Source organism: Bradyrhizobium lablabi (genome assembly GCF_900141755.1).
In the GTDB taxonomy this organism is placed as follows: domain Bacteria; phylum Pseudomonadota; class Alphaproteobacteria; order Rhizobiales; family Xanthobacteraceae; genus Bradyrhizobium; species Bradyrhizobium lablabi_A.
This window is the reverse complement of record NZ_LT670844.1, coordinates 351,136-377,007: the sequence shown is the minus strand read 5'-3', so window position 1 is coordinate 377,007 and position 25,872 is coordinate 351,136. Positions and strand designations below refer to the sequence as shown.

The 25,872-nt window shown below is 62.3% G+C and carries 25 protein-coding genes; 11 read left to right on the top strand and 14 right to left on the bottom strand.

From position 1 onward, the window contains the following. Positions 1-6: 6 nt before the first annotated feature. From B5526_RS01755 to B5526_RS01745, 3 genes are all read right to left on the bottom strand, one after another. Entirely contained in the window at positions 7-2,226 is a 2,220-nt protein-coding gene (locus B5526_RS01755; RefSeq protein WP_079544616.1) for an RNA degradosome polyphosphate kinase, read from the bottom strand. A 141-nt stretch (positions 2,227-2,367) separates the two neighbouring features. Then, positions 2,368-3,045, bottom strand: coding sequence for a DnaA ATPase domain-containing protein (locus B5526_RS01750; RefSeq protein ID WP_079536386.1), 678 nt, complete (start codon positions 3,043-3,045; stop codon positions 2,368-2,370). Positions 3,046-3,096: 51 nt separating this feature from the next. Then, positions 3,097-3,639, bottom strand: a complete 543-nt coding sequence (locus B5526_RS01745; protein WP_079536385.1) for a CDP-alcohol phosphatidyltransferase family protein — start codon at positions 3,637-3,639, stop codon at positions 3,097-3,099. Between the two features lie 159 nt (positions 3,640-3,798). Between B5526_RS01745 and purM the strand changes: the two genes are divergently transcribed. Continuing rightward, the gene (purM, locus tag B5526_RS01740; protein WP_079536383.1) at positions 3,799-4,872 is read left to right on the top strand and encodes a phosphoribosylformylglycinamidine cyclo-ligase; all 1,074 of its coding nucleotides are present in this window, start codon (positions 3,799-3,801) and stop codon (positions 4,870-4,872) included. A gap of 4 nt (positions 4,873-4,876) precedes the next feature. After that, entirely contained in the window at positions 4,877-5,530 is a 654-nt protein-coding gene (gene purN, locus B5526_RS01735) for a phosphoribosylglycinamide formyltransferase (protein ID WP_079536382.1), read from the top strand. A 133-nt stretch (positions 5,531-5,663) separates the two neighbouring features. On the opposite strand, the gene B5526_RS01730 is transcribed toward purN, so the two are convergent. Next, entirely contained in the window at positions 5,664-5,867 is a 204-nt protein-coding gene (locus tag B5526_RS01730; protein ID WP_079536380.1) for a cold-shock protein, read from the bottom strand. 371 nt (positions 5,868-6,238) lie between these two features. Between B5526_RS01730 and B5526_RS01725 the strand changes: the two genes are divergently transcribed. Then, entirely contained in the window at positions 6,239-7,423 is a 1,185-nt protein-coding gene (locus B5526_RS01725; RefSeq protein ID WP_079536379.1) for an autotransporter outer membrane beta-barrel domain-containing protein, read from the top strand. A gap of 24 nt (positions 7,424-7,447) precedes the next feature. On the opposite strand, the gene B5526_RS01720 is transcribed toward B5526_RS01725, so the two are convergent. Further along, on the bottom strand, positions 7,448-8,512 hold the full coding sequence (locus B5526_RS01720; RefSeq protein ID WP_079536377.1) for a LysR family transcriptional regulator: 1,065 nt from the start codon (positions 8,510-8,512) through the stop codon (positions 7,448-7,450). Positions 8,513-8,717: 205 nt separating this feature from the next. Here B5526_RS01720 and B5526_RS01715 point away from each other — a divergent pair, with 205 nt between their 5' ends. The 3 genes from B5526_RS01715 to B5526_RS01705 are packed head-to-tail and all read left to right on the top strand — an operon-like array spanning position 8,718 to position 10,379. Next, complete coding sequence (locus tag B5526_RS01715) at positions 8,718-9,191, top strand: hypothetical protein (RefSeq protein ID WP_244562173.1); 474 nt, start codon at positions 8,718-8,720, stop codon at positions 9,189-9,191. Continuing rightward, positions 9,178-9,801, top strand: coding sequence for a GNAT family N-acetyltransferase (locus B5526_RS01710; protein WP_079536373.1), 624 nt, complete (start codon positions 9,178-9,180; stop codon positions 9,799-9,801). The genes B5526_RS01715 and B5526_RS01710 overlap by 14 nt, the downstream gene beginning before the upstream one ends. A gap of 14 nt (positions 9,802-9,815) precedes the next feature. After that, a complete protein-coding gene (locus tag B5526_RS01705) occupies positions 9,816-10,379 on the top strand; it encodes a cysteine hydrolase family protein (RefSeq protein WP_079544615.1) in 564 nt (187 codons plus the stop codon). A 31-nt stretch (positions 10,380-10,410) separates the two neighbouring features. Here B5526_RS01705 and B5526_RS38335 read toward each other — a convergent pair whose 3' ends face one another. Beyond that, positions 10,411-10,584, bottom strand: coding sequence for a hypothetical protein (locus B5526_RS38335; protein ID WP_172841948.1), 174 nt, complete (start codon positions 10,582-10,584; stop codon positions 10,411-10,413). Between the two features lie 27 nt (positions 10,585-10,611). Between B5526_RS38335 and B5526_RS38330 the strand changes: the two genes are divergently transcribed. Further along, positions 10,612-10,788 carry a hypothetical protein gene (locus B5526_RS38330; protein WP_172841947.1) on the top strand — a complete coding sequence of 59 codons (177 nt, stop codon included), beginning with the start codon at positions 10,612-10,614 and terminating at the stop codon, positions 10,786-10,788. A gap of 91 nt (positions 10,789-10,879) precedes the next feature. On the opposite strand, the gene rnd is transcribed toward B5526_RS38330, so the two are convergent. Further along, positions 10,880-12,028, bottom strand: a complete 1,149-nt coding sequence (gene rnd, locus B5526_RS01700) for a ribonuclease D (RefSeq protein WP_079536372.1) — start codon at positions 12,026-12,028, stop codon at positions 10,880-10,882. A 399-nt stretch (positions 12,029-12,427) separates the two neighbouring features. Then, entirely contained in the window at positions 12,428-13,906 is a 1,479-nt protein-coding gene (locus B5526_RS01690; protein WP_079536368.1) for a protein adenylyltransferase SelO, read from the bottom strand. A gap of 190 nt (positions 13,907-14,096) precedes the next feature. Here B5526_RS01690 and aspS point away from each other — a divergent pair, with 190 nt between their 5' ends. From aspS to B5526_RS01675, 3 genes are all read left to right on the top strand, one after another. Beyond that, the gene (gene aspS, locus B5526_RS01685) at positions 14,097-15,869 is read left to right on the top strand and encodes an aspartate--tRNA ligase (RefSeq protein ID WP_079536366.1); all 1,773 of its coding nucleotides are present in this window, start codon (positions 14,097-14,099) and stop codon (positions 15,867-15,869) included. A 58-nt stretch (positions 15,870-15,927) separates the two neighbouring features. Beyond that, positions 15,928-18,237: an NADP-dependent malic enzyme gene (locus B5526_RS01680; protein WP_079536364.1), complete on the top strand. Its 2,310-nt coding sequence runs from the start codon at positions 15,928-15,930 to the stop codon at positions 18,235-18,237. A 163-nt stretch (positions 18,238-18,400) separates the two neighbouring features. Beyond that, positions 18,401-18,853, top strand: coding sequence for a DoxX family protein (locus B5526_RS01675; protein WP_079536362.1), 453 nt, complete (start codon positions 18,401-18,403; stop codon positions 18,851-18,853). Between the two features lie 16 nt (positions 18,854-18,869). Here B5526_RS01675 and B5526_RS01670 read toward each other — a convergent pair whose 3' ends face one another. The 5 genes from B5526_RS01670 to B5526_RS01650 all read right to left on the bottom strand — a co-directional run bounded on the left by B5526_RS01670 (position 18,870) and on the right by B5526_RS01650 (position 24,792). Continuing rightward, positions 18,870-19,427, bottom strand: a complete 558-nt coding sequence (locus B5526_RS01670; RefSeq protein WP_079536361.1) for a dihydrofolate reductase — start codon at positions 19,425-19,427, stop codon at positions 18,870-18,872. Positions 19,428-19,451: 24 nt separating this feature from the next. After that, positions 19,452-20,387 (bottom strand): polysaccharide deacetylase family protein, encoded by a 936-nt coding sequence (locus B5526_RS01665; protein ID WP_079536360.1) that lies wholly within the window; start codon positions 20,385-20,387, stop codon positions 19,452-19,454. Positions 20,388-20,561: 174 nt separating this feature from the next. Continuing rightward, positions 20,562-21,137 carry a glutathione peroxidase gene (locus B5526_RS01660; protein WP_079536358.1) on the bottom strand — a complete coding sequence of 192 codons (576 nt, stop codon included), beginning with the start codon at positions 21,135-21,137 and terminating at the stop codon, positions 20,562-20,564. A gap of 62 nt (positions 21,138-21,199) precedes the next feature. Next, the gene (locus B5526_RS01655; RefSeq protein WP_079536356.1) at positions 21,200-22,840 is read right to left on the bottom strand and encodes a hypothetical protein; all 1,641 of its coding nucleotides are present in this window, start codon (positions 22,838-22,840) and stop codon (positions 21,200-21,202) included. Positions 22,841-22,908: 68 nt separating this feature from the next. Then, positions 22,909-24,792: a L,D-transpeptidase family protein gene (locus B5526_RS01650; protein WP_079536354.1), complete on the bottom strand. Its 1,884-nt coding sequence runs from the start codon at positions 24,790-24,792 to the stop codon at positions 22,909-22,911. A 203-nt stretch (positions 24,793-24,995) separates the two neighbouring features. Between B5526_RS01650 and B5526_RS01645 the strand changes: the two genes are divergently transcribed. Further along, the gene (locus B5526_RS01645; protein ID WP_079536353.1) at positions 24,996-25,544 is read left to right on the top strand and encodes a CreA family protein; all 549 of its coding nucleotides are present in this window, start codon (positions 24,996-24,998) and stop codon (positions 25,542-25,544) included. A 29-nt stretch (positions 25,545-25,573) separates the two neighbouring features. On the opposite strand, the gene B5526_RS01640 is transcribed toward B5526_RS01645, so the two are convergent. After that, positions 25,574-25,840 carry a hypothetical protein gene (locus B5526_RS01640; protein ID WP_079536351.1) on the bottom strand — a complete coding sequence of 89 codons (267 nt, stop codon included), beginning with the start codon at positions 25,838-25,840 and terminating at the stop codon, positions 25,574-25,576. Positions 25,841-25,872 lie beyond the last annotated feature (32 nt).

Sequence of the window (25,872 nt, the reverse complement as noted above, 5' to 3'; positions counted from 1 at the left end):
GACCCCTTATGATGATGCCTGACGCTCGGTGGACGATTGCTGACGCTCGGTACGGCGCGTGAGCCGGCGCGGCGAAGATTCCTTAAGCGACTTTCCACGGCCGGACAGACTCGGATTCGTCATGAAGTAATTATGCAGGTTGAAAGACTCCTCGCCCTTCGCGGCCTTCATACGCGTTGACGATCCGTCCGGCAACAATTGCCAGCTCTGCTCGGTATCCTTCAGGTTAGCGACCATGATCTGCTCGAGAACCTGCTGATGCACCGTGGGATTTTGCAGCGGACAGAGGATTTCGACCCGGCGATCGAGGTTGCGCGGCATCATGTCGGCGGACGAGATATACACAGCAGCTTTTGCGCCGGGCAGGCCCTGTCCCATGCCGAAGCAGTAGATTCGGCCATGCTCGAGGAAACGGCCGATGATCGATTTGACGCGGATATTCTCCGAAAGCCCTGATATGCCCGGACGCAGGCAACAGATGCCGCGCACCACCAGCTCGATCGATACGCCCGCCTGCGAGGCTTGGTAGAGTGCGTCGATGATGTCGGGGTCGACCAGCGAGTTCATCTTCATCCAGATCGCCGCGGGCCTGCCGTGACGGGCGTGGTTGGTCTCGCCGTGAATATGTTCGAGCATGCGCTTGCGCAGGGTCAGCGGCGATACCGCCATCTTCTCGATGTCGCTCGGTTCGGCGTAGCCGGTGATGTAGTTGAAGACCCGCGCGGCGTCGCGGCCGATGATCGGGTCGGAGGTGAAATAGGACAAATCAGTGTAGATACGCGCGGTCACCGGATGATAGTTCCCCGTGCCGGTATGGACATAGGTCGTGAGACTGCCGCCCTCGCGGCGCACGATCAGCGACAGCTTGGCATGGGTCTTCAGTTCGATGAACCCGTACACGACCTGGACGCCGGCGCGTTCGAGGTCGCGGGCCCAGCGGATGTTGGCTTCCTCATCGAACCGCGCCTTGAGCTCGATCAGCGCGGTTACCGACTTTCCGGCTTCCGCGGCCTCCGCGAGCGCGCGGACGATCGGCGAGTTGTTCGAGGTGCGATAAAGCGTCTGCTTGATGGCGACGACGTCGGGATCGCGGGCGGCCTGTTGCAGGAATTGCACGACGACGTCGAACGATTCATAGGGATGATGGACGATCAGGTCCTTTTGCCGGATCGCGGCGAAAATATCGCCGCCATGGTCGCGCACGCGTTCCGGATGGCGGGGGACGTAGGGCGCGAATTCGAGATCGGGGCGGTCGAGCCGGGTCAGTTGCGACAATTCGTTCATCGCCAGCACGCCGTCGACCAGCAACACCTCGTCGTCGGCGGTGGAAAGTGCGTGCTGCACGAAGGCGCGCAGTTCATCCGGCATGTTGGCTTCGATCTCGAGCCGGATCACCGATCCGCGCCGCCGCCGCTTCAACGCGGTTTCAAACAGCCGCACCAGATCTTCGGCCTCTTCCTCGATTTCGAGTTCGGAATCCCGGATGATGCGGAAGGCGCCCTGGCCTTTGACGACATAGCCAGGGAACAGCCGGCCGATGAACAGGCCGGTGGCCTGCTCCAGCGTAATCAGGCGCACGGTCGCGTCCTTGCCGGCGGGCAGGCGGATGAAGCGATCGATCTTGCCGGGCATACGAATGAGCGCGTTCATCGGCTTGCCGTCGGCGACCCGCGCCAGGTGCAGCGCGATGGTAAATCCGAGGCTCGGGATAAACGGGAAGGGATGCGCTGGATCGATGGCAAGCGGCGTCAGCAATGGAAAAATGTTGTGGAGGAAATGATCCTCGATCCAGCCTCGCTCGGTCTTGGTGACATCGCGGCCGTCGACAAGAACGATGCCCACTTCGGCCAGGATGCCGCGCAGGTCGCGCCAGATCGCCTGTTGGTCGTTGGCGAGCTTTGAAACCGTCTCGTTGATCAGAACCAGCTGTTCGGACGGGGTCAGCCCGTCTGGGCTGCGCTCGGCAATGCCCTCGCGCACCTGGGCCTTGATGCCGGCGACGCGGACCATGAAGAACTCATCAAGGTTATTGGCGGAAATCGACAGGAATCGCACCCGTTCAAGCGCGGGATGGCCGGGATTGACCGACTCCTCGAGCACCCGGCGATTGAAATGCAGCCAGGAAAGCTCGCGATTGATGAAGCGTTCGGGGCTTGCAGCAATCGTCGGGCTAGCCTCGGCTTCCGCTTCTTTTTCTTTAATTACAATGGCTTGCGCGGATTCCATCAAGGTTTGATCCATTCCCAAATCAGGCCGCGCCGCCATTTTAGCCAAGTCGGCGCAAAGCATGTGTTATCGCGATGACGTTTCGATGACATTGATGTTCCCACAAGCCGCGCCGTCAAGATGCGCCTCGGCCGTCACAAATCAGGCATTGCGCAATAATTCAGCCGCCAGCGCCCGGGTGACCGGCCGGCCGAGCCGCAAGGCTTCGCTGTCGAGCAGTTCGACCGCCTGCCGTACGGCCGCGTAGGACCGCTCGATCCGGGTTGCGAGATAGCTTACCACCGTCTCATCGACAGCCAGTTGACGGTCGGCGCAGAATTTGACGATCAGGGCGCGAAACAACTGGTCGTCGGGCGGCAGCAGCGACACCGTCGGAACCGCGCGCAGCCGTGACCGCAGATCGCGCAGCTCGATTTGGAGCGCGGACGGCGGCACCCGCGCGGTGATCAGAACGAAGGCTTCGTCTTCCCGCGCCAGGTTCATCAGGTGAAAGAGCGCCCGCTCGTCGACATCAGGCGATTTCAAGTCTTCCACCACCAGCGCCCCGGTCGCCAGCGCGCCCGGCACCGCGGTTGCGGTCAGCGCATGGGCGGATATCGACCGCGCGCCGGCCTGCTCGGCCCAGATCGCCGCCAGATGGCTCTTGCCGGAGCCCTCCGGTCCGACCAGCAGCATGATCGGGCTTGGCCAGTCCGGCCAACCGTCAACCAGCGCCAGGCCGGCAGCATTGGCCGGTCCTTCGAGGAAATTGTCGCGGGTGAGGCTTTCCGCGTGCGGCAGCGCAAATGCCAGTTGACGAGGTTCGACGCGGCCTGCCACGCGGTTGCTCCATACCGGGATCTCGGCGATCCAACTTGCTTCGATCGCGCTCTAGCTGGCTTCGATCGTGCTCATGTGCCGCACCCACTCCACGAGATAGAGAGAGACGGAGACCAAAGTAAAGACCGTTACAAAGCCCATCAGGATCAGATCATACGGCCTCGGCTGGAAGCCGAAGCCGAGCGCGGCCAGCACCAATGCCGCGAATGCCACCTGCGCCACGGTATTGAGTTTTGACACCATCAACGGCTTCATCGGGATCGGCTTGCCGAACAACCATGACACAATCACGGCGCTCACGATCATGATATCGCGCGAGACCACGAGGATGACGATCCAGCGCGGCACCGCGCCCCAGATACCAAGCGCCACGTAGATCGAGACCAGAAGCGCCTTGTCGGCCAAGGGATCGAGCAGGGCGCCTAACTCGCTCGCCATGTTGAAACGCTTGGCGAGGAAGCCGTCCACGGCGTCGCTGACGCCGGCGATGACGAAGATCGCGAACGCGATTTCCATCTGGCTGGAGGCGATCGCCCAGACGATGATCGGCACCAGGAGGATGCGGCCCAGCGTAATGATATTCGGAATACTCAACTCGGTCGCTTCCCGGCTCCCGGCCTTGTTTTTTACGAAGGTCCGGCTCTTTGCAGGCTGAACCGGTTCCTGTCTACATAGTACACGGGCATACCGCTTGCGAGCCATTGCGCATCCGCGGAATCCGACGTAACCAGCCGGCATTATCTGGGACAGGCCATGATCGACCGCAAAAACGGGCTCACTTACGCGGATTCGGGTGTCGACATCGATGCGGGTAATCGGCTGGTCGACCTGATCAAGCCGATGGTCCGTGCTACCGCCCGCGCCGGGGCCGACGCCGAAATCGGCGGGTTCGGCGGGCTGTTCGATCTCAAGGCCGCGGGCTTCAAAGACCCGGTCCTGGTCGCCGCCACGGATGGCGTCGGCACCAAGGTCAAGATCGCGATCGAGACCGGCCTGCACGGCGGCATCGGCATCGACCTGGTGGCGATGTCGGTCAACGACCTGGTGGTGCAGGGCGCGGAGCCGCTGTTCTTTCTGGACTATTTTGCATGCGGCAGGCTCGATCCGGAGGCGGCGGCGGCGATCGTCGCAGGGGTCGCGGAAGGCTGCCGCGAATCCGGCTGCGCGCTGATTGGCGGCGAAACCGCCGAAATGCCCGGCCTCTACAGGGATGGCGACTACGACCTCGGGGGGTTTGCGGTCGGCGCGGCCGAACGCGGCACGCTGTTGCCGCGGCCCGATATTGCGGTCGGGGACGCCGTGCTCGGCCTTGCCTCGTCGGGCCTTCACTCCAACGGTTTTTCCCTGGTCCGCAAGATCGTCGAACGATCCGGCCTCGGCTTAGACGCGCCCGCGCCGTTCTCCCCGGTCATGACATTGGGCGGCGCGCTGCTGACGCCGACGCGGCTCTATGTGAGGTCATGCCTGCGCGCGATTCGCGAGAGCGGCGCGGTCAAGGGGCTCGCCCACATCACCGGCGGCGGTTTCACCGACAATATTCCGCGCGTGCTGCCGAAGCATCTCGGCGTCGGCATCGATCTGGCGAGGCTTCCAGTGCTGCCGGTGTTCAAATGGCTGGCGGAGCAGGGCGGCATCGCCGAACTCGAATTGCTGCGCACCTTCAATTGCGGCATCGGCATGATCGCGATCGTGAAAGCGGATGCGATCGAACAGGTCACCGCGATTCTTGCCGAGGGCGGCGAGAGCGTTACGCTTCTCGGCGAGGTGATCCCCGCCGAGGGCGAGCACCGCGTGGTCTATAACGGTCATCTCGATCTGGCATGGTGAGTCCATGAAGCGCCGTGTCGCCATCCTGATTTCCGGGCGCGGATCGAACATGTCCGCATTGATCGAGGCGGCAAGCGAAGTGGATTTCCCGGCCGAGATCGTCGTGGTGATCTCCAACCGCTCCGACGCTTTGGGCCTCGAAAAGGCCAGGACTAGCGGAATTCCGACGCTCACGATCGAGAGCAAGCCGTTCGGCAAGGATCGCGCGGCGTTCGAGGCCGTGCTGCAGACGACGCTCGATCAGCACAAGATCGACCTGATTTGCCTCGCCGGTTTCATGCGGCTGTTCACCGCCGGATTCGTGCAGCGCTGGTATGGCAGGATGCTCAACATTCATCCCTCATTGCTGCCGTCATTTCCCGGTCTCGAACCGCAGGCGCAGGCGCTGCGCGCAGGGGTAAAGATTTCGGGAGCGACCGTGCATTTTGTCATTCCGGAAACCGACGCCGGCCCGATTCTGATGCAGGGCGCGGTCGCGGTGCGCGATGACGATACGCCGGAGACGCTGGCGGCGCGGATTCTTGCGGTCGAACACCGCATCTATCCCGAAGCGCTACGGCTGGTCGCGGCTGATCAGATCCGGCTTGACGGCGATATATGCAAAGCCGCAGGCGGCAAGGGTTCCGACGCCATCTTGATTTCGCCCGCGGCAAGCTGAGGCGTCGGGCAAGGAGCGTGAGCGGCGGATGCTCGGTTAGCCGTCAATGGTTCGAAAAAATTAGCTTAAAAATAAGAATCCCCCGGCATAGGCCGGGGGTACATCAGGATTGCTTGCGCGGATCGTGACGAAGTTAGGTGACCTTCAGATTTTCCGCGGAGCTCTTGCCGCGATTTTCCACAAGGTCATATTCGATTACCTGATTCTCGTTGAGGGTTGAGAGCCCCGCACGCTCGACCGCCGAGATATGGACGAACACGTCCTTATCGCCGGCCATCGGCTTGATGAACCCATAACCCTTGGTCGGGTTGAACCACTTGACGGTGCCTTTTTGCATCGCCTGTCTCCTGGTCTAGACGTAAAAAAGACGCGGCCACGCTGTTCGCGTGCCACGCCACAAGCGGGCTTGTCTGATGTCTGCTCAATTTCTCAGTCGCGAAACGCACAGTCGATCGGCCTAAATCCGATTGTGCTGCATATTGCAACACGAAATTTGCGCGTTAGCAAGCTTCCGGCGTGTCCTGGGAAGTCTGTTCAAGAATGAGACCGCCGCTTTCCGACCTGTGGCAGCGGAACAACAATGTCCGCTAATCGCCCGCAGCCCGGGACCAAGACCGATTGACCCCCCGCGAGAACTGGGGGCAAATCGGCACCGGCCGACAGGATTTGCATCGTTTCGAGTTGGCGCCGTTTCGGGAAATAGCATTCATGTGCGGCTCATCGCAGCCTTCGCGCGCTAAGGGGACGGGTGCTGGCGGCGGGCTTTCGAGGACCGTTGCGGTCGCGTTTGTCGTCGTTTTGGCAGGTGCCGCGACGTCGCCGCCGGCTCAGGCCCAGATTGCCGTTCTTGTGCCGCCACGACCCCCAGCACCGCCCCCGCCCCCGCCACCCCCGCCGCCGCCGCTGCCTCCGCCACCGGTGCCATCGCGCACCGATGCCAACACCGACCTGTCGGCGGGCGCTGCGCTGACCAATCTCGGCAGCAATTTCCTCGAGCGGCTTGGCGACCAGGCGACCAACGGTTTCGCCCGCGCCGCCCGCAACAATCCCGGCGGCGGCGGCGCCTCCGAGGCAACCGAGGCGCCGCGTTTCCGGACCTGGGGTGAGACCTACGGAATTTCGGCCAGGACCGGCATGCAAGGCGATTTCGCCGGCGACCATCGCCAGACCTGGGGCGGTGTCGCGGGCCTCGGCGCGCGCATCGCACCCGGCGTCAATGTCGGGGTTTCGGTCGACCAAAGCGGCACCGCCATCGACGTTCCGGTTTCGCTGCAGTCGGCAACCCTCGACTTGACCCAGATCGGCTTCAACGCCTCTGTGGACAAGGGTCCGTGGACCTGGGCCGTCGCGCTGGTCCACGGTTTTGGAAAAATCAATTCCAGCCGCGACACCGGGGTGGGCTTCGCGACCGCCGGCTATGACGGCCGTATCGACGGCGCGCTGACCGAACTCAGCTACTACTGGAACATGGACCAGAGCCGGATCGTGCCGAAGGCCGCGTTCGAATATGTGCGCGCCTCGACCGGATCGTTTACGGAGGTCGGCGGACTTGATCCGGTGATGGCGAGCGGTGCGACGGCGGAGCGTTCGCGGATCCTGCTCGGCGCGGAGATCGGGCACTACTTCGTTTTCGATCAGAAGATTTTCGATCTGTCCGCCTACGGCAAGTTCGTCGACAATGTCGCGCAGAATTTCAGTTCGCTCACCGTCAGCCTCGGCACCCAGAGCATCACCCTGCAAGGTATCGGCGAAAGCCGCTACGGCGCGGATGCCGGCGCGTCGGCGTCGCTCTTCCTGAGCAATAGCGCGCGCCTCTACGCCAATTATGACGGCAAGTTCCGCGCCGCGTCGCAGTCGCACCAGGGCACGGTCGGGGTGGAGCTGAAGTGGTGACGCGCGGCCTGCCTCGCCCGACGATCAGAGCAGTTCCTTGGCGCCATTAAACGGGTTGGCAGCGGCATATCCCACCAGCCCGAAATTCTCTCTCGGTCCGGCCATCAGGGGCACGAGGTCGTTTGGGTGAATAAACTCGTCCCGGAAACACGGATACGTTTTGGGATCGAATATCTTCTTGAGCCAATCGATGACGATCTTATGCCGATCCGAGTTGCGAAATTCCTTGTGATAGGTAAGCCAAAGTTCGGCATGATGACTAAAGCCCATATCGACCGCGACCAGCGGCGCCCCTAAGGCGATCGACGAAGTTGGCAGGAAACCAACGCCTGCGCCTCGTTCAACCGCGTATAGAACGCCGATGCTGGAGTTTGTCTTTATTCCGACGACGCCTTCCAGCGAGGTCAGTCCGAAAATCCGCGCATACGCGGTATCATCGACCTGCGGCGCGCTTTGCTTGATAATTCGGTGACTTTTGAGCTCAGATAGCGATGCGGGAATGCCGTAGAGCTTCTGGTAGCCTGCGGAAACGAAGGGGTAGATGTGCAGCCTGCCGAGCTTGGCGACGATGAGGTCGGGGTTGGTCGGCGGTTCGAGCTGAATGGCAATATCGGATTCCAGCCGTGCCACGTCCGATTGCTCCATCGCGCAGCGAAGGTCGACGGTGATCTTGCGGTAGGTTTTCTGGAAATCGATCAGCCTTGGAAGAATCCAGAAATTGCCCGGCCCCTCGGTCACGGCAATCCGCACCGTACCCGCAGGATCATTCGACGACTGCGACGCGCGCCGGAAAATGTTGAAGGCGTGACGCTCCATTTCAGTCACGTCCGCAATCATCGCGGCTCCGTCTTCGCTCAGCGTCAATCCACTCTGATCGCGCAGAAACAATTTGCAGCCGATCCGCTCCTCGAGCCGATCGATCCTTCGCATCAAGGTCGTGCTCGTCAGGCCAAGCACTTCACCGGCGTTCCGGAAACTCTTGTATCGCGTGCAAACGAGAAACGCTTTCAGATCGTCCCAGGACGCATCCGGAGCTTCCTCAGTCCGGTGCTGCATCATCGCAGCACCCCGATGCAATAGTTGCTGCATACCCCAAACTCCCACCCGTTATGATGCTCGTTGCGGGCAGGAGTAACGATAGATGCGCAACGAGACTATGGAAAGAGCCTGTTTCGCTGCAAGGCACGATTTCGATTCACTGCCGATCAGTTCGGATGTTGAGGTCCGACCGGCGCGATATCAGGAGATTTCAATCCTGGCCGATATGGCCCATCGCCTGGTTCCGGGAGTTCAGATGACGGCGCCGATGCTCGGCAAATACTTCGCTTTTGATCCTGAATGCATTCTAACGTTCAGCCGACGTGAGCAATTGCTCGGCGGCATTGCGTTTCTTTATCTCAACAGTCGCGGACACGACGCTCTCATTCTCGACGAGATTTGCCTGACGCAGCCGGATATCAGCCTGCTTGCGCCGAGCGACGAGGAGGTGTCGGCGATCTACCTTTGGGCACTTGCGGCAACCGGTCGCGGTGTCGCCGCATCCGGCAAGATCTCGGCGCATTTGCGAACGCGGCGCTATGTCAACGCCAATTGCTTCGCCCAGCCATCGACCAAGGCAGGACGCGATTGGCTGATTTCGACTTGCTTCAAGCAGATACCGAGCTTCCAGCCCGACCTCTGGTGTTACGAGCGGCCCTGGAACCGCGTCCCGACGCGTCTAGCGGCATCGGGTTTCCCAGCAAGGAGTTCTGCAGATGCATGGCACTAGGTCTTCATCATCGGCCACCTCGAACCCGCGCGCGATCTCGGTCCGCATCGCGCGTGATCCCAACGACCTCATGCTGGTCACCGCCATCCGCGCCGCCGTTTACCTCGCCGAGCAGGATTGCCCGATCGAGGAAGAGTTCGACGGCAACGATCTGGTCGCGGCGCATTTCATCGGATTTGTCGGAAGGGAACCCGCGGGCTGCCTTCGGGTACGGTTCTTTGGTGAGTTCGCCAAGGTCGAACGGCTCGCCGTCCGCCATCAGTTCCGGCGCTCGCGCGTGTCGTTCAAATTGGTGCAGGCAAGCGTCGACTACATCAAGCGCAAGGGCTTTAGGAAAATCTATGGTCAGGCCCAGGATCGCCTGGTCGACTTCTGGGCGCATTTCGGCGCCCGGCCGCTTGGCCATAACCGCAAGATCACGTTTTCCGATTTCTCCTACACGGAAATGGTGCTCGACATCGAACCGGGTCCCGACGCCATCACGCTGGAGAGCGACCCCTACGTGATCATCCGCCCCGAGGGCGATTGGGACCGGCCCGGCGTGCTCGATATCTCGTCAGGTCGCGACGTGACGTCGCCACTTCGCACGGCGGCGCTGGCCGAAACATGATCGCGAACCGCAAAATGACAATTTCGATCCATGATGATCCGCCGATCCTGATCTGCGCGGATCTGCAGACCGAGTATCTCACGGAAGGCCGCAGCCACGTCATCTCGGATGCCGAAGCGATTACGTCGCGCTGCCTTGAATTGATGACGGTCTGGCGCAGCAATCTCTGGCCGGTGATGCATCTGAAACGGATCGCCCAGGCCGCGTGGTTCAACCCGGCGTCGAACCTGACGGACTGGATCGCGGAGCTGAAGCCGCGTCCGGGGGAGCTCGCCTTCGAGCATCCGCTGCCGTCAGCCTACAGCTCGTCGCGTTTTGCCGAATACATGGCCAATATGAGAGACATTCGCTGCGTGCTATGCGGGTTTTCGCTCGATGAAACCATCCTGTCGACCGTGGTCGACGGCTTTCACCGCAGTCATCGCTATCAGGTGGTCAGCGACGCGGTCGCCTGTCGGCGGCCCGGCGTCGGCGAGGCGGCCTCCTACAAGCTGGCGGTGGTCAAAGTGATCGGCAACTATGCGCGGGTTCAGGCAAGTACCGATCTTATCGGCGCGAGCGGTAAGATTGCGGTGTGACGGAAGCGACGCCATCGCGGTGGGCTGACGGTCATTTTGCAAGTCGCTCGGCCAGCTCGATGAGCACGCGCCGATCCGTGGAGTCCTTGATTTTTCTAAATGCAATTACCAGCCGCAAACCCTCAACCACGTTCAGATCGATCTGATTGTCCCGAAGTAACCGCAGTAGTTTGTCACCGGGATCATCGGAATCGTCGGTGCTCACAGTTAAAGCTCCAGAAGCGAATGACAGATGGCAACCCGAGAGGACGATCTCAACGAGCTGGCAATCGACGTCTCGGCCGCGATCTCGAAGGCTCGCCAGTTGGATTTGCCCACCAGCGCTTATATTCTATCGATGGTCCTGGTGGAAGTATCGCAACTATTGAGAACCCCGCCGGACCACCGCACGGACGATACGACGCGATAGCGCCTTCGGTGCATCGATCCCGTGCAATTGCCTCTGTCGTGGTCGATCTGAGCGGTAAAATGAGGCGCGATCGCGATGCACGGAGTTCGCGTCAGTTCCGGTCCACCTTGACGACCCGTCCCTTTTCGATCGCCAATGCCAGCCGGCCGTGTTTCAGCGACAGCGCCGCTTCGCCGAACAGCTCGCGGCGCCAGCCGTGCAGGGCAGCCACGTCGGCGTGATCGTCGGCCGCGATCTGCTCGAGATCGTCAACGGTTGCGATCACCTTGCTGGCGACAGCGTGGCGCTCCGACGTCATGCGCAACAACACCTTCAACAATTCGACGATCGCGGCGCCGTTCGAATTGCTGCGCGGCTTTTCGAGTTTCGGCAATGTCGCCGGATCGCGCGCGAGGCCGCGCTGCACGGCGGCGACGATATCGGTGCCCCATTTCGAGCGGTCAAAACCCTTCGGCAGCGAGCGCAGATTGGCGAGCCGCTCGAGGCTGGTCGGCGCATGGGTAGCGATGTCGCCGACCGCATCGTCTTTCAGCACGCGGCTGCGCGGAACGTCGCGGCTTTGCGCTTCCTGTTCGCGCCATGCCGCGACTTCCATCAGGACCGCAAGCTCTCGGGGCTTGCGGACCCGCGTCTTCAACCGCTCCCAGGCGCGCTCGGGATGAAAGTCGTAGGTCTTCGGCGAGGTCAGAACTTCCATCTCCTCGCTGACCCAATCGCTGCGCCCGCGCTTCTTTAAGTCGGCGTCGAGTGCCGCGAACACGTCGCGCAAATGGGTGACGTCCGAGACTGCGTAATGCATCTGTTCTGCGGTCAGCGGCCGCCGCGACCAGTCGGTGAAGCGGTGGGTCTTGTCGGGCCGGTGGCCGGTGATGCGCTCGACCAATTGGTCATAGGCGATGCTATCGCCATAGCCGAGCACCATGGCCGCGACCTGTGTGTCGAAAATCGGGTGCGGAACGATGCCGGTCTGATGCCAGACGATTTCGATATCCTGCCGGGCGGCATGAAAGACCTTCAGCACCGCCTCATTTGCCATCAGCTCGAAGAACGGCTTGAGGTCGATGCCCTCGGCCAACGTGTCCACCACGACCGCCTCCTCGGCGCTCGCCATCTGCACGACGCAGAGCAGGGGATAATAGGTCGTTTCGCGCAGGAACTCCGTATCGACGGTGATGACCGGGTGTTTGGCGAGGCGGGCGCAAACGGCGGCGAGTTCCGAAGTGGTGGTAATCAAATGCATGAACGGTCCATAACGCTTAGGTGACGCGTTCTGCCGAAAGCGCTGATATGTCAAGGGTCTTGCAGCGAATTCGAGCCTTGCATTTCCGTCTGGCAACAGTTTTTCGGGGCCGACGCGCCCCCTGGCCGCGCCGGCGGGCGGCGGGGTCGCTCAGGACGCTGCCTTCGGAGCCGGATTCAGGTGTCGCGGATTTGCCGGCCAGGCGACCGCCGCGCCGGAACGGCAAGCACGATGATGCAGAGCGCCAGGATCGCCAATCCGATGAATTCAAACACCAATCCGTCCACGGCAATCCCCCCGGCAAAACGATAGATTTGTAGGGGAGGCGCTAATCCTTGCTTAATTCCTGGCGGCGGACGAGCGGGGGTTTCTTGACGTGTTGAACGCCGGGTTAACGGCTCAGGTCCCGCAAAACGTCTGCAGCACGCGCTGGTGCGGTTCGGGCGGCTCGGCATAGGCGGCGAACGCAGCCTGGTCCTGATACGGCCTCGACAAGACCGCGAGAAGCTCCTCGAAGGGGGCAAAATCGTCGCGGTTGACGGCGGCGTCGATCACGGCCTCCACCCGGTGGTTCCTTGGAATGAAGGCGGGATTGACCGCGCGCATCGCGGTCTGCCTTGCCGCGGGTTGCTGCAGTTCCTCGCTGGTCCTTTGCCGCCAGCGCGCCGCCCATTCGTCATAGGCGGTGGGATCAGCGAACAACTGCCTCACAAGGTCATCGCCCGCCGGATCGGACGCCGCATCGCTCAACCGCCTGAAGGTGAGGGTGAAGTCGGCCTGGTTTTTGGCCATCGCGTCGAGCAGGTCCTGCGCCAACGTACGGTCCTCCTCGCGCGCGGTGAACAGGCCGAGCTTGCTCCGCAGGCCCGCCTGGTAGGCCGTGTCGAACGTCTCGATGAAATCGCCGAGCGCTGTTTGCGCCTCTTCGATGGCCTTCTCCTGCGCCTCGGAAAATAGCGGCAACAGGCATTCCGCCAGCCGCGTCAGGTTCCAGAGCGCGATCCGCGGCTGATTGCCGTAGGCGTAACGGCCTTGCTCGTCGATCGAGGAAAACACCGTTGCCGGATCGTAATGGTCCATGAAGGCACACGGACCGTAATCGATGGTCTCGCCCGAGATCGAGGTATTGTCGGTGTTCATGACGCCATGGATGAAGCCGACCAAGAGCCAGCGCGCGACCAGCTCCGCTTGCCGCGTGATGACGGCTGAAAGCAGCGCATGATAGGGGCGGTCGGCGTTCGCCAATTGCGGATAATGCCTGGCGATGACGTGATCGGCGAGCCGCCGCACGCCGTCGGTATCGCCGCGGGCGGCAAAATACTGGAACGTGCCGACGCGAATGTGGCTGGAGGCGACGCGGGTCAGGACGGCGCCCGGCAACAGCGTCTCGCGCAGCACGCTCTCGCCGGTCATGACGGCGGCGAGCGAGCGGGTGGTCGGAATGCCAAGCGCAGCCATCGCTTCGCTGACGACATATTCGCGCAACACCGGCCCGAGCGCCGCCCGGCCGTCGCCACGGCGCGAAAACGGTGTCGGGCCCGATCCCTTGAGCTGAATGTCGCGGCGGATGCCGTCGGCATCGATCACCTCGCCGAGCAGAATGGCCCGGCCGTCACCTAATTGTGGAACGAAATGCCCGAACTGGTGGCCGGCATAGGCCATCGCGATCGGGTCCGCGCCGTCTGGAACGCGCTTTCCCGCCAGTATCTCGGCGCCTTCGGGGCTTTCGAGCCGATCCGGGTCGAGGCCGAGATGGACCGCGAGCGGCCGGTTCAGTTTTATCAGTTTGGGCGAGGCGACGGGCGTCGGCACGACGCGCGCAAAAAAGTTCGCCGGCAGCGCCGTGTAGGTGTTTTGGAAGGGGAAATGGACCGTCATGGCTCCAAGATAGGCATAGCCAGCGATTAGACAATCGATTTGCGGGGGGTCAGATCATTCCCGGAGGGCCCATATTTGACGGCGCATTCGGTTGCCGCCCTGCGCTGCCTCGGGTAAACCCTGCCCAACTTTGAAGGGGCTGCCCCGAGGCCACCCGATTCGAACCTCCACATCAGTTTTTGGACTATTCATGCATCGTTACCGGTCCCACACCTGCGGCGCGCTCCGCGAAAGCCATATCGGCGAGACAGTCCGGCTGTCGGGCTGGTGCCATCGCATCCGCGACCATGGCGGCGTGCTGTTCATCGATTTGCGCGACCATTACGGCATCACCCAAGTCGTAGCCGACCCGGATTCGCCGGCCTTCAAGGAGGCCGAGAAACTGCGCTCGGAATGGGTGGTGCGGATCGACGGCAAGGTCCGCCGCCGCCCCGAAGGCACCGACAATCCGGAGCTGCCGACCGGCGCGGTCGAAGTCTATGTCAGCGAGATCGAGGTGCTGGGTCCGGCCGGCGAGCTGCCGCTGCCGGTGTTCGGCGAGCAGGAATATCCCGAAGACATAAGGCTTAAGTACCGTTTCCTCGACCTTCGGCGAGAGAAACTACACCAGAACATCATGACCCGCGGCAGAATCGTCGATTCCATGCGCAAGCGCATGAAGGATCAGGGTTTCTTCGAATTCCAGACCCCGATCCTGACGGCGTCTTCTCCGGAGGGCGCGCGCGACTTCCTGGTGCCGTCACGGATTCATCCGGGAAAATTCTACGCGCTGCCGCAGGCGCCGCAGCAGTACAAGCAGCTTTTGATGATGTCGGGCTTCGACCGTTATTTCCAGATCGCGCCTTGTTTTCGCGACGAGGACCCGCGCGCGGACCGTCTGCCCGGCGAGTTTTATCAGCTCGACGTCGAGATGAGCTTTGTCACCCAGGACGACGTGTTCGCGGCGATGGAGCCGGTCATCACGGGCGTGTTCGAGGATTTTGCCAAGGGCAAGCCGGTCACGAAGAACTGGCCGCGGATTCCGTTCGCCGAGGCCTTACGTAAATACGGCAGCGACAAGCCCGATCTGCGCAATCCGCTCGTCATGCAGGACGTCTCCGAACATTTCCGCGGCTCCGGCTTCAAGGTGTTCGCGCGGATGCTGGAAGACCCGAAGAACCAGGTTTGGGCCATTCCCGGACCCGGTGGCGGCTCGCGCGCGTTTTGCGACCGGATGAACTCATGGGCGCAGGGCGAGGGTCAGCCCGGGCTCGGCTACATCATGTGGCGCGAGGGCGGCGAGGGCGCAGGCCCGCTTGCCAACAACATCGGCCCCGAACGGACGGCAGCGATCCGCGCGCAGCTCGGCTTGAAGGAGGGCGATGCGGCCTTCTTCGTCGCCGGCGATCCCGAAAAGTTCTGGAAGTTTTCAGGGCTGGCGCGGACAAAACTGGGCGAGGAATTGAACCTGATCGACAAGGATCGGTTCGAGCTCGCCTGGATCGTCGACTTCCCGATGTATGAATACAACGAGGAAGAGAAGAAGGTCGACTTCTCGCACAATCCGTTCTCGATGCCGCAGGGCGGGCTCGAGGCGTTGCAAACCCAGGACCCGCTGACCATCAAGGCGTTTCAATACGACATCACTTGCAACGGCTATGAGATCGCTTCCGGTGGTATCCGCAATCATCGGCCCGAAGCGATGGTGAAGGCGTTCGAGATCGCGGGCTACGGCGAGAAGGACGTGGTCGAGCGTTTTGGCGGCATGTACCGGGCCTTCCAGTACGGCGCTCCGCCGCATGGCGGCATGGCGGCCGGGCTCGATCGCATCGTCATGCTCCTGTGCGGCACCACGAACCTACGTGAAATCTCGCTGTTCCCGATGAACCAACGGGCCGAAGACCTGCTGATGGGAGCGCCCTCGGAGGTCACGCCGAAGCAGTTGCGTGAGCTTCACATCCGGCTCAATCTGCCCCAGAACTGAAGACCAGCCACCGACAAAGCCTTAATTTCGGGGCCGAACGGGCCCGCGGGGGAAATGTATGTCGTCCTATTCCGAAGATCTTCATTCCGCGGCGCTCGCCTATCACCGCCTGCCGCGGCCGGGTAAGCTCGAAATTCAGGCGATCAAGCCGCTCGCCAACCAGCGCGACCTTGCGCTCGCCTATTCGCCGGGCGTGGCCGCGGCTTGCATGGAGATCGCCAAAAACCCGGCGGAAGCGGCTTCGCTGACGACCCGTGCCAACCTTGTCGCCGTCGTCTCGAACGGCACCGCCGTTCTCGGCCTGGGCAATATCGGTCCCCTGGCATCGAAGCCGGTGATGGAGGGAAAGGCGGTTCTGTTCAAGAAATTCGCCGGCATCGACGTGTTCGATATCGAGATCGCGGCCGACACCATCGAGCGCGTGGTCGAGACGGTCGCGGCGCTGGAGCCCACCTTCGGCGGCATCAATCTCGAGGACATCAAGGGCCCGGAATGTTTTGAGATCGAGGCGCGGCTCAAGGAGCGGATGAAGATCCCGGTGTTTCATGACGACCAGCATGGCACCGCCATCATCGTCGGCGCCGCGATCACCAACGCGCTATTGTTGAACGGCAAGAAGCTCAAGGACGTCAAGATCGTCGCCTCGGGTGCCGGTGCCGCGGCGATCGCCTGCCTCAATCTTCTGGTTTCGCTGGGCGCTCAGCGCAGGAATATCTGGGTTTGCGATATCGACGGCGTGGTGCATGAGGGCCGCAACACCCTGATGGACCGCTGGAAGGCCGTCTATGCCCAGAAGACCGACAAGCGCACCTTGGGGGACGTGATCGACGGCGCCGACATTTTTCTGGGGCTGTCGGCGCCCAACGTGCTGACGCCTGACATGGTCAAGCGGATGGCGGACAAGCCATTGGTGATGGCGCTGGCCAATCCGACACCGGAAATCATGCCGGACGAAGCCCGCAAAGCCCGTCCCGATGCCATGATCTGCACCGGACGTTCCGACTTCCCCAATCAGGTCAACAACGTCCTCTGCTTCCCCTTCATCTTCCGCGGCGCGCTCGATGTCGGCGCCACCGCGATCAACGAGGAAATGAAGAAGGCCGCGGTCGATGCCATTGCGCAGCTCGCGCGCGATCCGCCGGTGGACGCGATCGCTCCCGGTTTCGACAGCGGCGAAGCGCAGGGGTTCGGCCCGGGATCGCTGATACCGAGCCCGTTCGATCCGCGGCTGATCCTGCGCATCGCGCCGGCGGTTGCGAAGGCGGCGATGGAATCTGGCGTCGCCTCTCGTCCGATCAAGAATTTCGAGGACTATCGGGCCCAGCTGGAGCGCTTCGCATTCCGCTCCGGCCTGGTCATGAAGCCGGTGTTTGCCAAGGCAAAAACCCAGCCGGTCCGAGTGATCTATGCCGAAGGCGAGGACGAGCGCGTCCTGCACGCGACGCAGGTGGTGCTGGAAGAGAAACTGGCGCGGCCGATCCTGGTCGGACGTCCCTCGGTCGTCGAAGCCAGGATCAAGCGCTATGGCCTTGCCATCAAGGCCGGCCGCGATTTCGATCTGATCAATCCCGAGGATGATCCGCGCTATCGGTCCTATGTGCAATCCTATATCGACGTCGCCGGCCGGCACGGCGTCACCCCCGATGCCGCCCGAACCGTCGTGCGCACCAATGCCACGGTGATCGCGGCGCTTGCGGTGATCCGCGGCGAGGCCGACGCGATGATCTGCGGCGTCGAGGGCCGCTACATGAGCCATCTGCGCCATGTGCGGGAGATCGTCGGCTTCCTCCCGGGGGTCAGCGATTTCGCGGCGCTGGCGCTGATGATCACCAGCAAGGGCGCCTATTTCATCGCCGACACCCAGGTGCGGCCGAACCCGAGCGCCGAGGAGATCGCCGAAATGGCGGCGCTGGCGGCGATCCATGTGCAGCGGTTCAATATCAAGCCTAAAATCGCCTTCGTGTCACATTCTGACTTTGGCAGTTATGATACCGAATCCTCGCGCAAGATGCGCCGCGCTACCGCGCTTCTGAAGCAGAACCATCCGGAAATCGAGGCCGACGGCGAAATGCAGGGCGATACCGCGCTCTCCGAAGCCGCAAGGAAACTGATCCTGCCGCATTCGAAACTGGAAGGTGAGGCCAATATCCTGATCATGCCGAACCTCGATACCGCCAACGTCGCGTATCAGATGATCAAGGCCTTGGCGGATGCGCTGCCGGTCGGGCCGATCCTGATCGGCCCGGCGCGGCCGGCGCATATCCTCACCCCCTCGGTGACTGCGCGCGGTGTTCTCAACATGACCGCGGTCGCCGCGGTCGAAGCCCAGGAGCGCGCCGGCCGCCAGCAGCCGACCTTGTTCGGCTAAATTATAGATTCAATCGCGGGAGTTTTTGCGCGGGAGTTTTTGTTGCGGCGCAAGCTCGCGCGTCGGACCAGATTTGACTGTTTGAAAACCCAGGGCGGAACGCCCATAATCGCTTCGCCTGTTGCGACACCTTCTATTGCAAGCACTTGAAATGAGGCCAACCATGCCAGCGTTTATTACTTTCGGGCGCGTTTTATTCGCGGTGTTGTTTGTCTATTCGGGCGCAACCAAGCTTTTCGCGATCCAGGCCACTGCCGATTTTATCGCCGCCAAGGTGACAGTCCCGGCGTTATTGGCCCCCTATACCTCGCAGATCGAGTCCATGACGGGAATGACGACGCCGCAACTGCTCGCCATTGCGGTCGGCGTCTTCGAGGTCGTCAGCGGCTTGATGATCGCGCTGAATTTCGGCGCGCGGTTCTTTGCCATTCTGCTGATCTTCTTCGTGGCGGCGGTAACCTTCTATTTCCACGATTTCTGGAATCAATCGCCGCCCGACAATGCCAAGACCCTGGTCGAGGCGCTGAAAAATCTGTCGATCATCGGTGGGTTGTTCATGATCGCAGGCTATGGCCGCGGGTCGCGGATGGCGGAGCCTGCCTATGGCGATGTTTAGCGCGTAAGGCGTTCTTCTATGCAGCGCGCCGCCACGGCGTGACGGTGACATCATGTGCGGGATCGAGGACCCGAGCTTCGCCGGCCTTTAAGCCGTGAGAGGCCAGAATCTGCTGCGGCGAACGTTCTGGCACACCGGGGAAGCAGGGCTCACCGCCGGGCAGCCGTACCCGTGGCGCCTGCGATAAAAAGAACGTGTCGTAGCGGTCCATGAACATTCCGAACACATCCGGTCCGCCGATGATCGCGACCGTGCCGGAATCCACGCCGGCCAGATCGCAGGCGGCCTCGAACGCAGCACCTGCGGGATTCCACAAGATCGCCCTCCGATTGGACGGATCGGGCGCGAGCCCAGCGATCGAGCGGGTCACGATAACGCGTCGTCGGTTTGGCGCGTTCGGCTGGTCCTCGCCGGAATGTCGGCCGTGCACGATCAGGTCGGCGCGATCAAGGGCTGCGGTGAAGAACCGCTTGTCGCCCTCGAAATTCAACTGATCCGGCATCACGTGGTCGGCGTTCGCCAGCATGCCGTCCGCCGACACGATGACGTAGCCGTCAATACGCAAACCCGGCATCGGCGTTGTCGTGCGCGGCGGAAGTTATTCCGAAATCGTCTGCACCACGCTGGAGACTGGCCGCGAGCTCACGGTCGGCAGCTTGGCGTCCTTGAGGACCTCGTCGTCGTACTGCGCTAGCGTTTCCACCGGGGCTTTGGCGATCATCTTGACGACCTTGTAGCCGCCGGCCTTCAGCCGGTGCAGCAGGTCGGGCAGGGCTTCGGCCGTATGCTTGTGGAAATCGTGCAGCAGGATGATGCCTTTGCCGAGCTTGTCGAGCTTCTTCATGGTGACGTCGATCACCTGCTGCGCATTGCGCGCCTTGAAATCGAAGGAATCGAGGTCGCAGGAGAACATCGCGATATTTCTGGTGCCGAGATAGGTCACCATTTCCGGCGGATGCTGCAGCGCCGGGAAGCGGAAGAACGGCGAGGGCGCGGTGCCGCCGAGCGCCCACTTCACCGCGCTAAAACCTTTCTCGATTTCTTCCTTGCGCTGGTCTTCGGTCAGTTTCTTGTTGGTCAGCGTGGCGTGCGACCAGGTGTGCGAGCCGACGGTATGCCCGGCCGCCAAAACCTCTTTGAGGATTTCCGGATAGTAGGTCGAGTGCTTGCCGATCGGGAAGAAAATCCCGGTCGTGCATTCGTCAGCGAGCGTCTTCAGCACCGAAGGCGTATTGACCGGCCAGGGGCCGTCGTCGAACGTCAGCACCACCTCATGGTCGCGCAGGAAATCGAGCTGCTTGAAGTGCTCGAAACCGAAGCCCGGCCCGCCCGTGGTGTCGATTTCGACGGTGCGAGCGATCCCGAGCGCATTGGGATTGGCGCAAGCGGCCTTTGCAGGGGCAGGTGCTGGAGCCGCCGCAGGCGCTGCCTGCGGCGCTGCCGCGGCCTTGGGAGCTGGCGTCTGGGCCCAGGCCATCCCCGACGCACACAGTGAAACCGCGCTTGCAAAGATCAATCCTGCCGCAATACGCATCGTATTCCCCTTAAGCTGATCCCGCCCGTTTCAGGCTTTTGGCCGTCGCCCGAGCTAATTCCTACCCCTGACCATATTAGCCTAGTTGGACCCGCGCCGCCACGGCAACGGGTTTTATCAGGGGCTGCGGATTTGTCGGTGAACAGGTTAATTCACGCCGAGACGCCTCGTGCGTCAGGTATCCGCCAGCGCCCGCGCAATCGCGGTTTTGACGCGTGTATCCGCAGGCTCGACGGTCTCGGGGAACGCTTCCGCGATGTAGCCGTCGCGGCCGATGAGATATTTGTGAAAGTTCCAATGCGGGACGTCCTTGGGCCGAGCGTCGGCGGCCCATCGGTAGAACGGATGGGCGTTTGGGCCCTTTACCACCGCTTTGGCGGCGATCGGAAAGGTAACCCCATATTGGTGCTGTGCGGTTTCCTTGATTTCGCTCGCGCCGCCCGGTTCCTGTCCACCGAAATCGTTGGAGGGAACCCCGATCATCATCAGGCCGCGATCGTGGAATTCGGTCCACAACTCCTGCAATCCGGCATATTGCGGCGTGTAGCCGCATAGTGAGGCGGTGTTGACGACCATCAGCGGGCGCCCGGCGAATTCGGCAAGCCTGATATCGCCGCCCTCAAGCGCCGGAAACGAAAACGCATACGCGGTGATGCGGCTCATGGCGGCCTGTGCCAAAGCCTTGCGGGTCAACAGCGGCCCCGCGATTGCGGCCAGGCCCGCCGACAAAATCGTCCTGCGATGGATCATCGTGCTCTCTCCGGATGGGCCAAGCTATCGCAACCGGCGCGCGGGCGCTGCTCAACAAGCCGTTATGGCCGGGCCGGACACCAGGGCAACGGCATCAGCGGCATGTAATAGCCTTGCCACGCGCACGCCGATTCGGGGCCCCTGCGCATGAACGCGTATTTGATCGGCTCGGCCTGGCCGACCGCGATATGCAGGCCGAACAGGACAGCCGCAATCGGATAGGCCCATTTGTGAAAACGCAGATCGCTTAAGCAATCGAGCAGGATCGCGCCTGACAGGATGATCAGCGGGTCGGTGAAGATAAAATATTCGGATTTCAGTCCGCGCCGCACCCCGAGCGAATCGATCCCGATCGCGCCGAGCAACAGCACGAGCGCCTGGATCGCCACCAGCCTTTCGCCGCGCCGCCATGCCAGGATGATGCCGGGCACGATCAGCCAGGTCAGAAACACGGTCGGACGCGGCGAGGAATGCAGCACGAAGGTGTAGCGCGCGAGAACCGATCCGACCCCGTCGAAGAGCAACAGAAAAATACTCAGGAGGTTCGAGCCGTTCGCGGCATCGGTGGTGGTCGTGTCCGCAAAGGTCAGCATTTTCTCCAGCGGATTGATCACGGCAATCACATTGCTGGTGTTGTAATCGAGATCGAGCACGAGCAACGCAATGGCTGCACCGGCAATGACCGCAGACATCGACGCCAGCGTCTCCGCGGCGCTGACGCGCCAGATCATCGCATAGGCGGTCATGCATCCGCCGATCAGGGTCGCAAGCGCGACCTGATAGATGCCGAAGCGACCGAGCAACAGCGGATGAAACTGCCCAGCGTCAAGCAAAGCGCGATCCAGCCCGGTTGCGATCAGCGGCCACGCGGCCCCGGCCGCCGCGATCGCGGCCAGTGCCGCGATGCCGGTCAAGAGCCAACGCAAGCGCGATTGGCGCCAGAACGCGACGCCTGCGCTGTTCCCGCTGCCGAATGGCAGCACCATGAGTGGCAACGCGCCAATCAGCAGGATCGCCTGCACCTTGTTCTCCAGACCGAGCACGCATAAGGCCGCCGCGGCCGCCAGCGCGAGGGGTCGCGTGGGGGTGGCGCGGCGTCCGGCCACGATCAAAAGCATCAGCGCAAAAATCACCGGGCACGCCGCGACCAGCTCGCTGCGCAGGATCCGCGAATGCACGGCGACGCCGCCCGAGAACGCGAAGGCAAGCGTTGCGATCAGCGCGACGCGCCAGTCGCGCAGCATGAGCCGGGCCAGCGCGGCAAAAATCAGCACGCAGCCGGTCGCGATCAAGAACGCCAGCACGCGCCCGGCGCGAACCGCGCTCGACATCGCGGCATCGAAGGCGGCCGGATTGGACGCCGGCGGCATCGCCGACAGCGAATAGGCGTCGAGCAGCCCGAGCCCGTGCAGCAATTGAAACCAGGCTTTTAGCGCCAGGATCGTCAGATAGGCGGTGTGATCGAAGAACAGCTGCGGCTTGCCGTCGTTCAGCGCAAGCGCGTTGTAGATCACCATGAAATCCATGTCGGCATTGCGCCAGTAGATGAGCGCATAGCCGAACAGGAAAAACGATACCGCAAGGCCGCCGACAATCGCCGCTAACCCCCAGCGCCAGCCAAGGAACGTCAGGCGGTCGAACGCATCCCTGGTGGCGTCGTTCTTTGGCGCGGTGGTTAGGGCCGGGTTGGAAATCTGGTTCATGCCGGCGGTCTTTTAGCCTAGCCGCCGCGGCAAAGCGACGGCGGCTGGAGGGCTATGCTCGATGCCGGCTAGCGCAGCGAAACGATAAAATCGGTGCCTTCGCCGGTCTCGCCGGCGGCGATGCCCTGATCGGAGACGATGATCGAGCTGCCGGTCGAAAGCGCCTCAGTAATGCGCGCCATCGTCTCAGCTGGGATGCCGAGGCGATCCAGTGCTTCGGCGGGGCTGTCCGGTTTCGGCATCGGCTTCATCTCGACCGCGCCCGCGACCTTGCGCCGGCGCGAGGCGCGATCGTCCTCGTCGCGGCGCTCGACATGCCTCGCGGGCGCCGGAAGCGAGACTACCGACCAGTGCAGGACATTGGCGTCGTCCTTGTCGACCTGCGCGGTGAAGATGTGCGTGCCCAAGGGCCGGTCGCTCGGCGCGATCGCGATCGGCATCTCGAACAGCGGCGAGAAATTCTGCCGCACATAGAGCTTTGAATCCTTGCGGCTGACGAACACCGCGATCTGGCCCGGGCGCTTTAACGCCAAGACCGCTGCCGGATCGGGCTTTGCCGCGGCCGGTTTTTCCGCGTCGGTCAGGCGGTTCTGATCTTTTTTCGCGGGAACGCCAGCGCCCGCATCGCTGACGGCCTTGACGCTGGCGTCAGGCTTCTCGTTCGATTTGGGCGGGTCGGCTTTTTGCGGTTCTGTCTTGATGTCATCCGCCTTGGCTTCGCGCTTTGTCGCCTCGGCTTTGGCTTCAGCCTTTACGGCATCGGCGGAAGTCTGCGCGTGATCCGCGGTCTTGGTAGCGTCGTTAGGCGCGCCGGTCTCCGGAGATTCAATTTCCTCCGCGAGCGCTTCGGCCGATTTGGTCGCGGCTGGTTTGTCGTCAGGCGAAGCGATCTCGTCGTGCTTCGCTGTTGAAGCGCCAGTCTCTGAGTTCGCTTCCATGTTCGACGCGCCGCCTGCCTTGGCGGTGTCGGCGGCGGCCGGCAGCGCGCTGTCGTTGGCGGCCGAAGCTTCATCGTGCGTGGGCGTGCTGCCGCCGGACGGTGCCGCGTCCGACATCGTGACCGAATTTCTTGCCGACATCTCGCCAGAGGCGTCCGCAGTATGGGTCTGATCGCGCAGCGGCGTGGACGCCGACGGCTCGTCGATGGCGGGCTTGGCGCTGTCATGATGCCCGACGGTCGATCGCAGTTCGAGGCTCGCCTCCTTGATTGTAGGCTCGATCGCAGGCTTGATCGCGGCGGCATCGGCGGCCTTGTCGCCTTTGGCGGCGGCCGGCGCATCGGCTTGCGGCTCGCTGGCGGCAACCGGCTGCGGCACGACCTTCCGGGTGGCGAGCAGCGGATGCGAGAAGTTCGAAGGCGTCAATTCGCCGGGAACGACGACGACCCGCGCGCCCATCTTGGTCCAGTTCCACATCTTGATGGCAAAGGCCATGGGCATGCGGATGCAGCCATGGGAAGCCGGATAGCCGGGCAGCACGCCGGCATGGATGGCGACGCCCGACCAGGTGATCCGCTGCATATAGGGCATCGGCGCGCCGCTATAGATGTTGGAGTGATGCAGCTTCTGTTTTTGAATAACGCTGAACACGCCCATCGGCGTCGGGTGGCCCTTCATACCCGTCGAAATCGGCGACTCGGCAAAAAACCCGTTGGCGTCGTAGAGCCTGAGTTTTTGCTGATCGATCGAGATCGCGATGATCACCGGCCCCTGCGGTTTGGCGGATTCCTTTTCCGGCACCGCGGGCTTTTTGGCTTGCTGGGGACGAAGCTTTGGCCGCCGTTGCGGCGCCATCGGCGCGGGTCGATAATATCCGGGGTCGTAGTCCGACCAGTAATACAGCGCGGCTTCCGCTTGGGATGCGGCACCGATCGCACCGGCGGCGGATAGGGCCGCAATTCGCCAAAACCGCTTGGTGCCGCCCAAAACCCCGTGCCCGCGTACGCGCATCATTCGAATCCTCGGATTTCGATATTTAGTGTTGCAGACGAGATACGCGTTCACCAGCGTAGCGGTTCCAATCCCAACGATTTTCGCCTGCAGCGTAGCAAAAAAGCCTCACATTGCGTTAAACGGCGGATGCACCCGCTACCGCCAGCCTTCCTCACGCGCTCTCGCGCACTTAAATGGGTCGAGCCACGCCAACGGAGATATCCATGACATCCAAAACCTTAAGCCTATGTGACAAGAGGTGGATATCGCTGGCCTTGCTGGCGCTTGTGGTTCTGCTTTGGCCGGTCTCGCAAGCTTCCGCGGCTGACGAGCCGGATCTGATCTTCCGCCGTTCGACCGTCTTCAAGTGGGTCAGCCCGAACGACAAGCTTGCGACCTATGGCGTCGACGACCCCGAGGTCGAGGGCGTCGCCTGCCATTTCACGGTCCCGGAAAAGGGCGGATTTACGGGCTGGCTTGGGCTCGCCGAGCAGGTCTCGGATATTTCGCTGGCCTGCCGCCAGATCGGCCCGATCCATTTCAAGGGCAAGATGGAGCAGGGCGACGATATGTTCCGGCAACGCCGTTCCATGTTCTTCAAGAAGATGCAGATCGTCCGCGGCTGCGACGCCAAGCGGAACGTGCTGGTTTACATGGTCTATTCGGACAAGCTGATCGACGGCTCGCCGAAGAATTCGACCTCCTCGGTACCGATCATGCCCTGGGGCGCCGCGGATACCGCGCTCCAGAAATGCGGCGATTTCATTCAGTAACGGAAAACTTGCAGCAACGGAAAGCTTGTTCACTGCTTCTGCGGCGCCGCGCGGGGGCGCACCCAAGCTTTAGGCTTCGGATCGCGGCAGCCGACCAACCGCACGAATTTTTGCGGCGTCGAGAAATTGCCGCTGTCGGCGCATTGCTGCAGCATCGCGCCGCAAATCCTCGGCCGCTCTACCCTCAGCGGCCCGGATTTGTCGATCCGTGGCTCGGAAGCACCGCCGGCGAGGCCGATCCGGCCGGCTTTGCGGGTCGCGGTCTTATTGCCAACATCGTTGTTGCCATTGCCCACGACTGGATTCCCCCTGTTTGAGGTCACCTTGT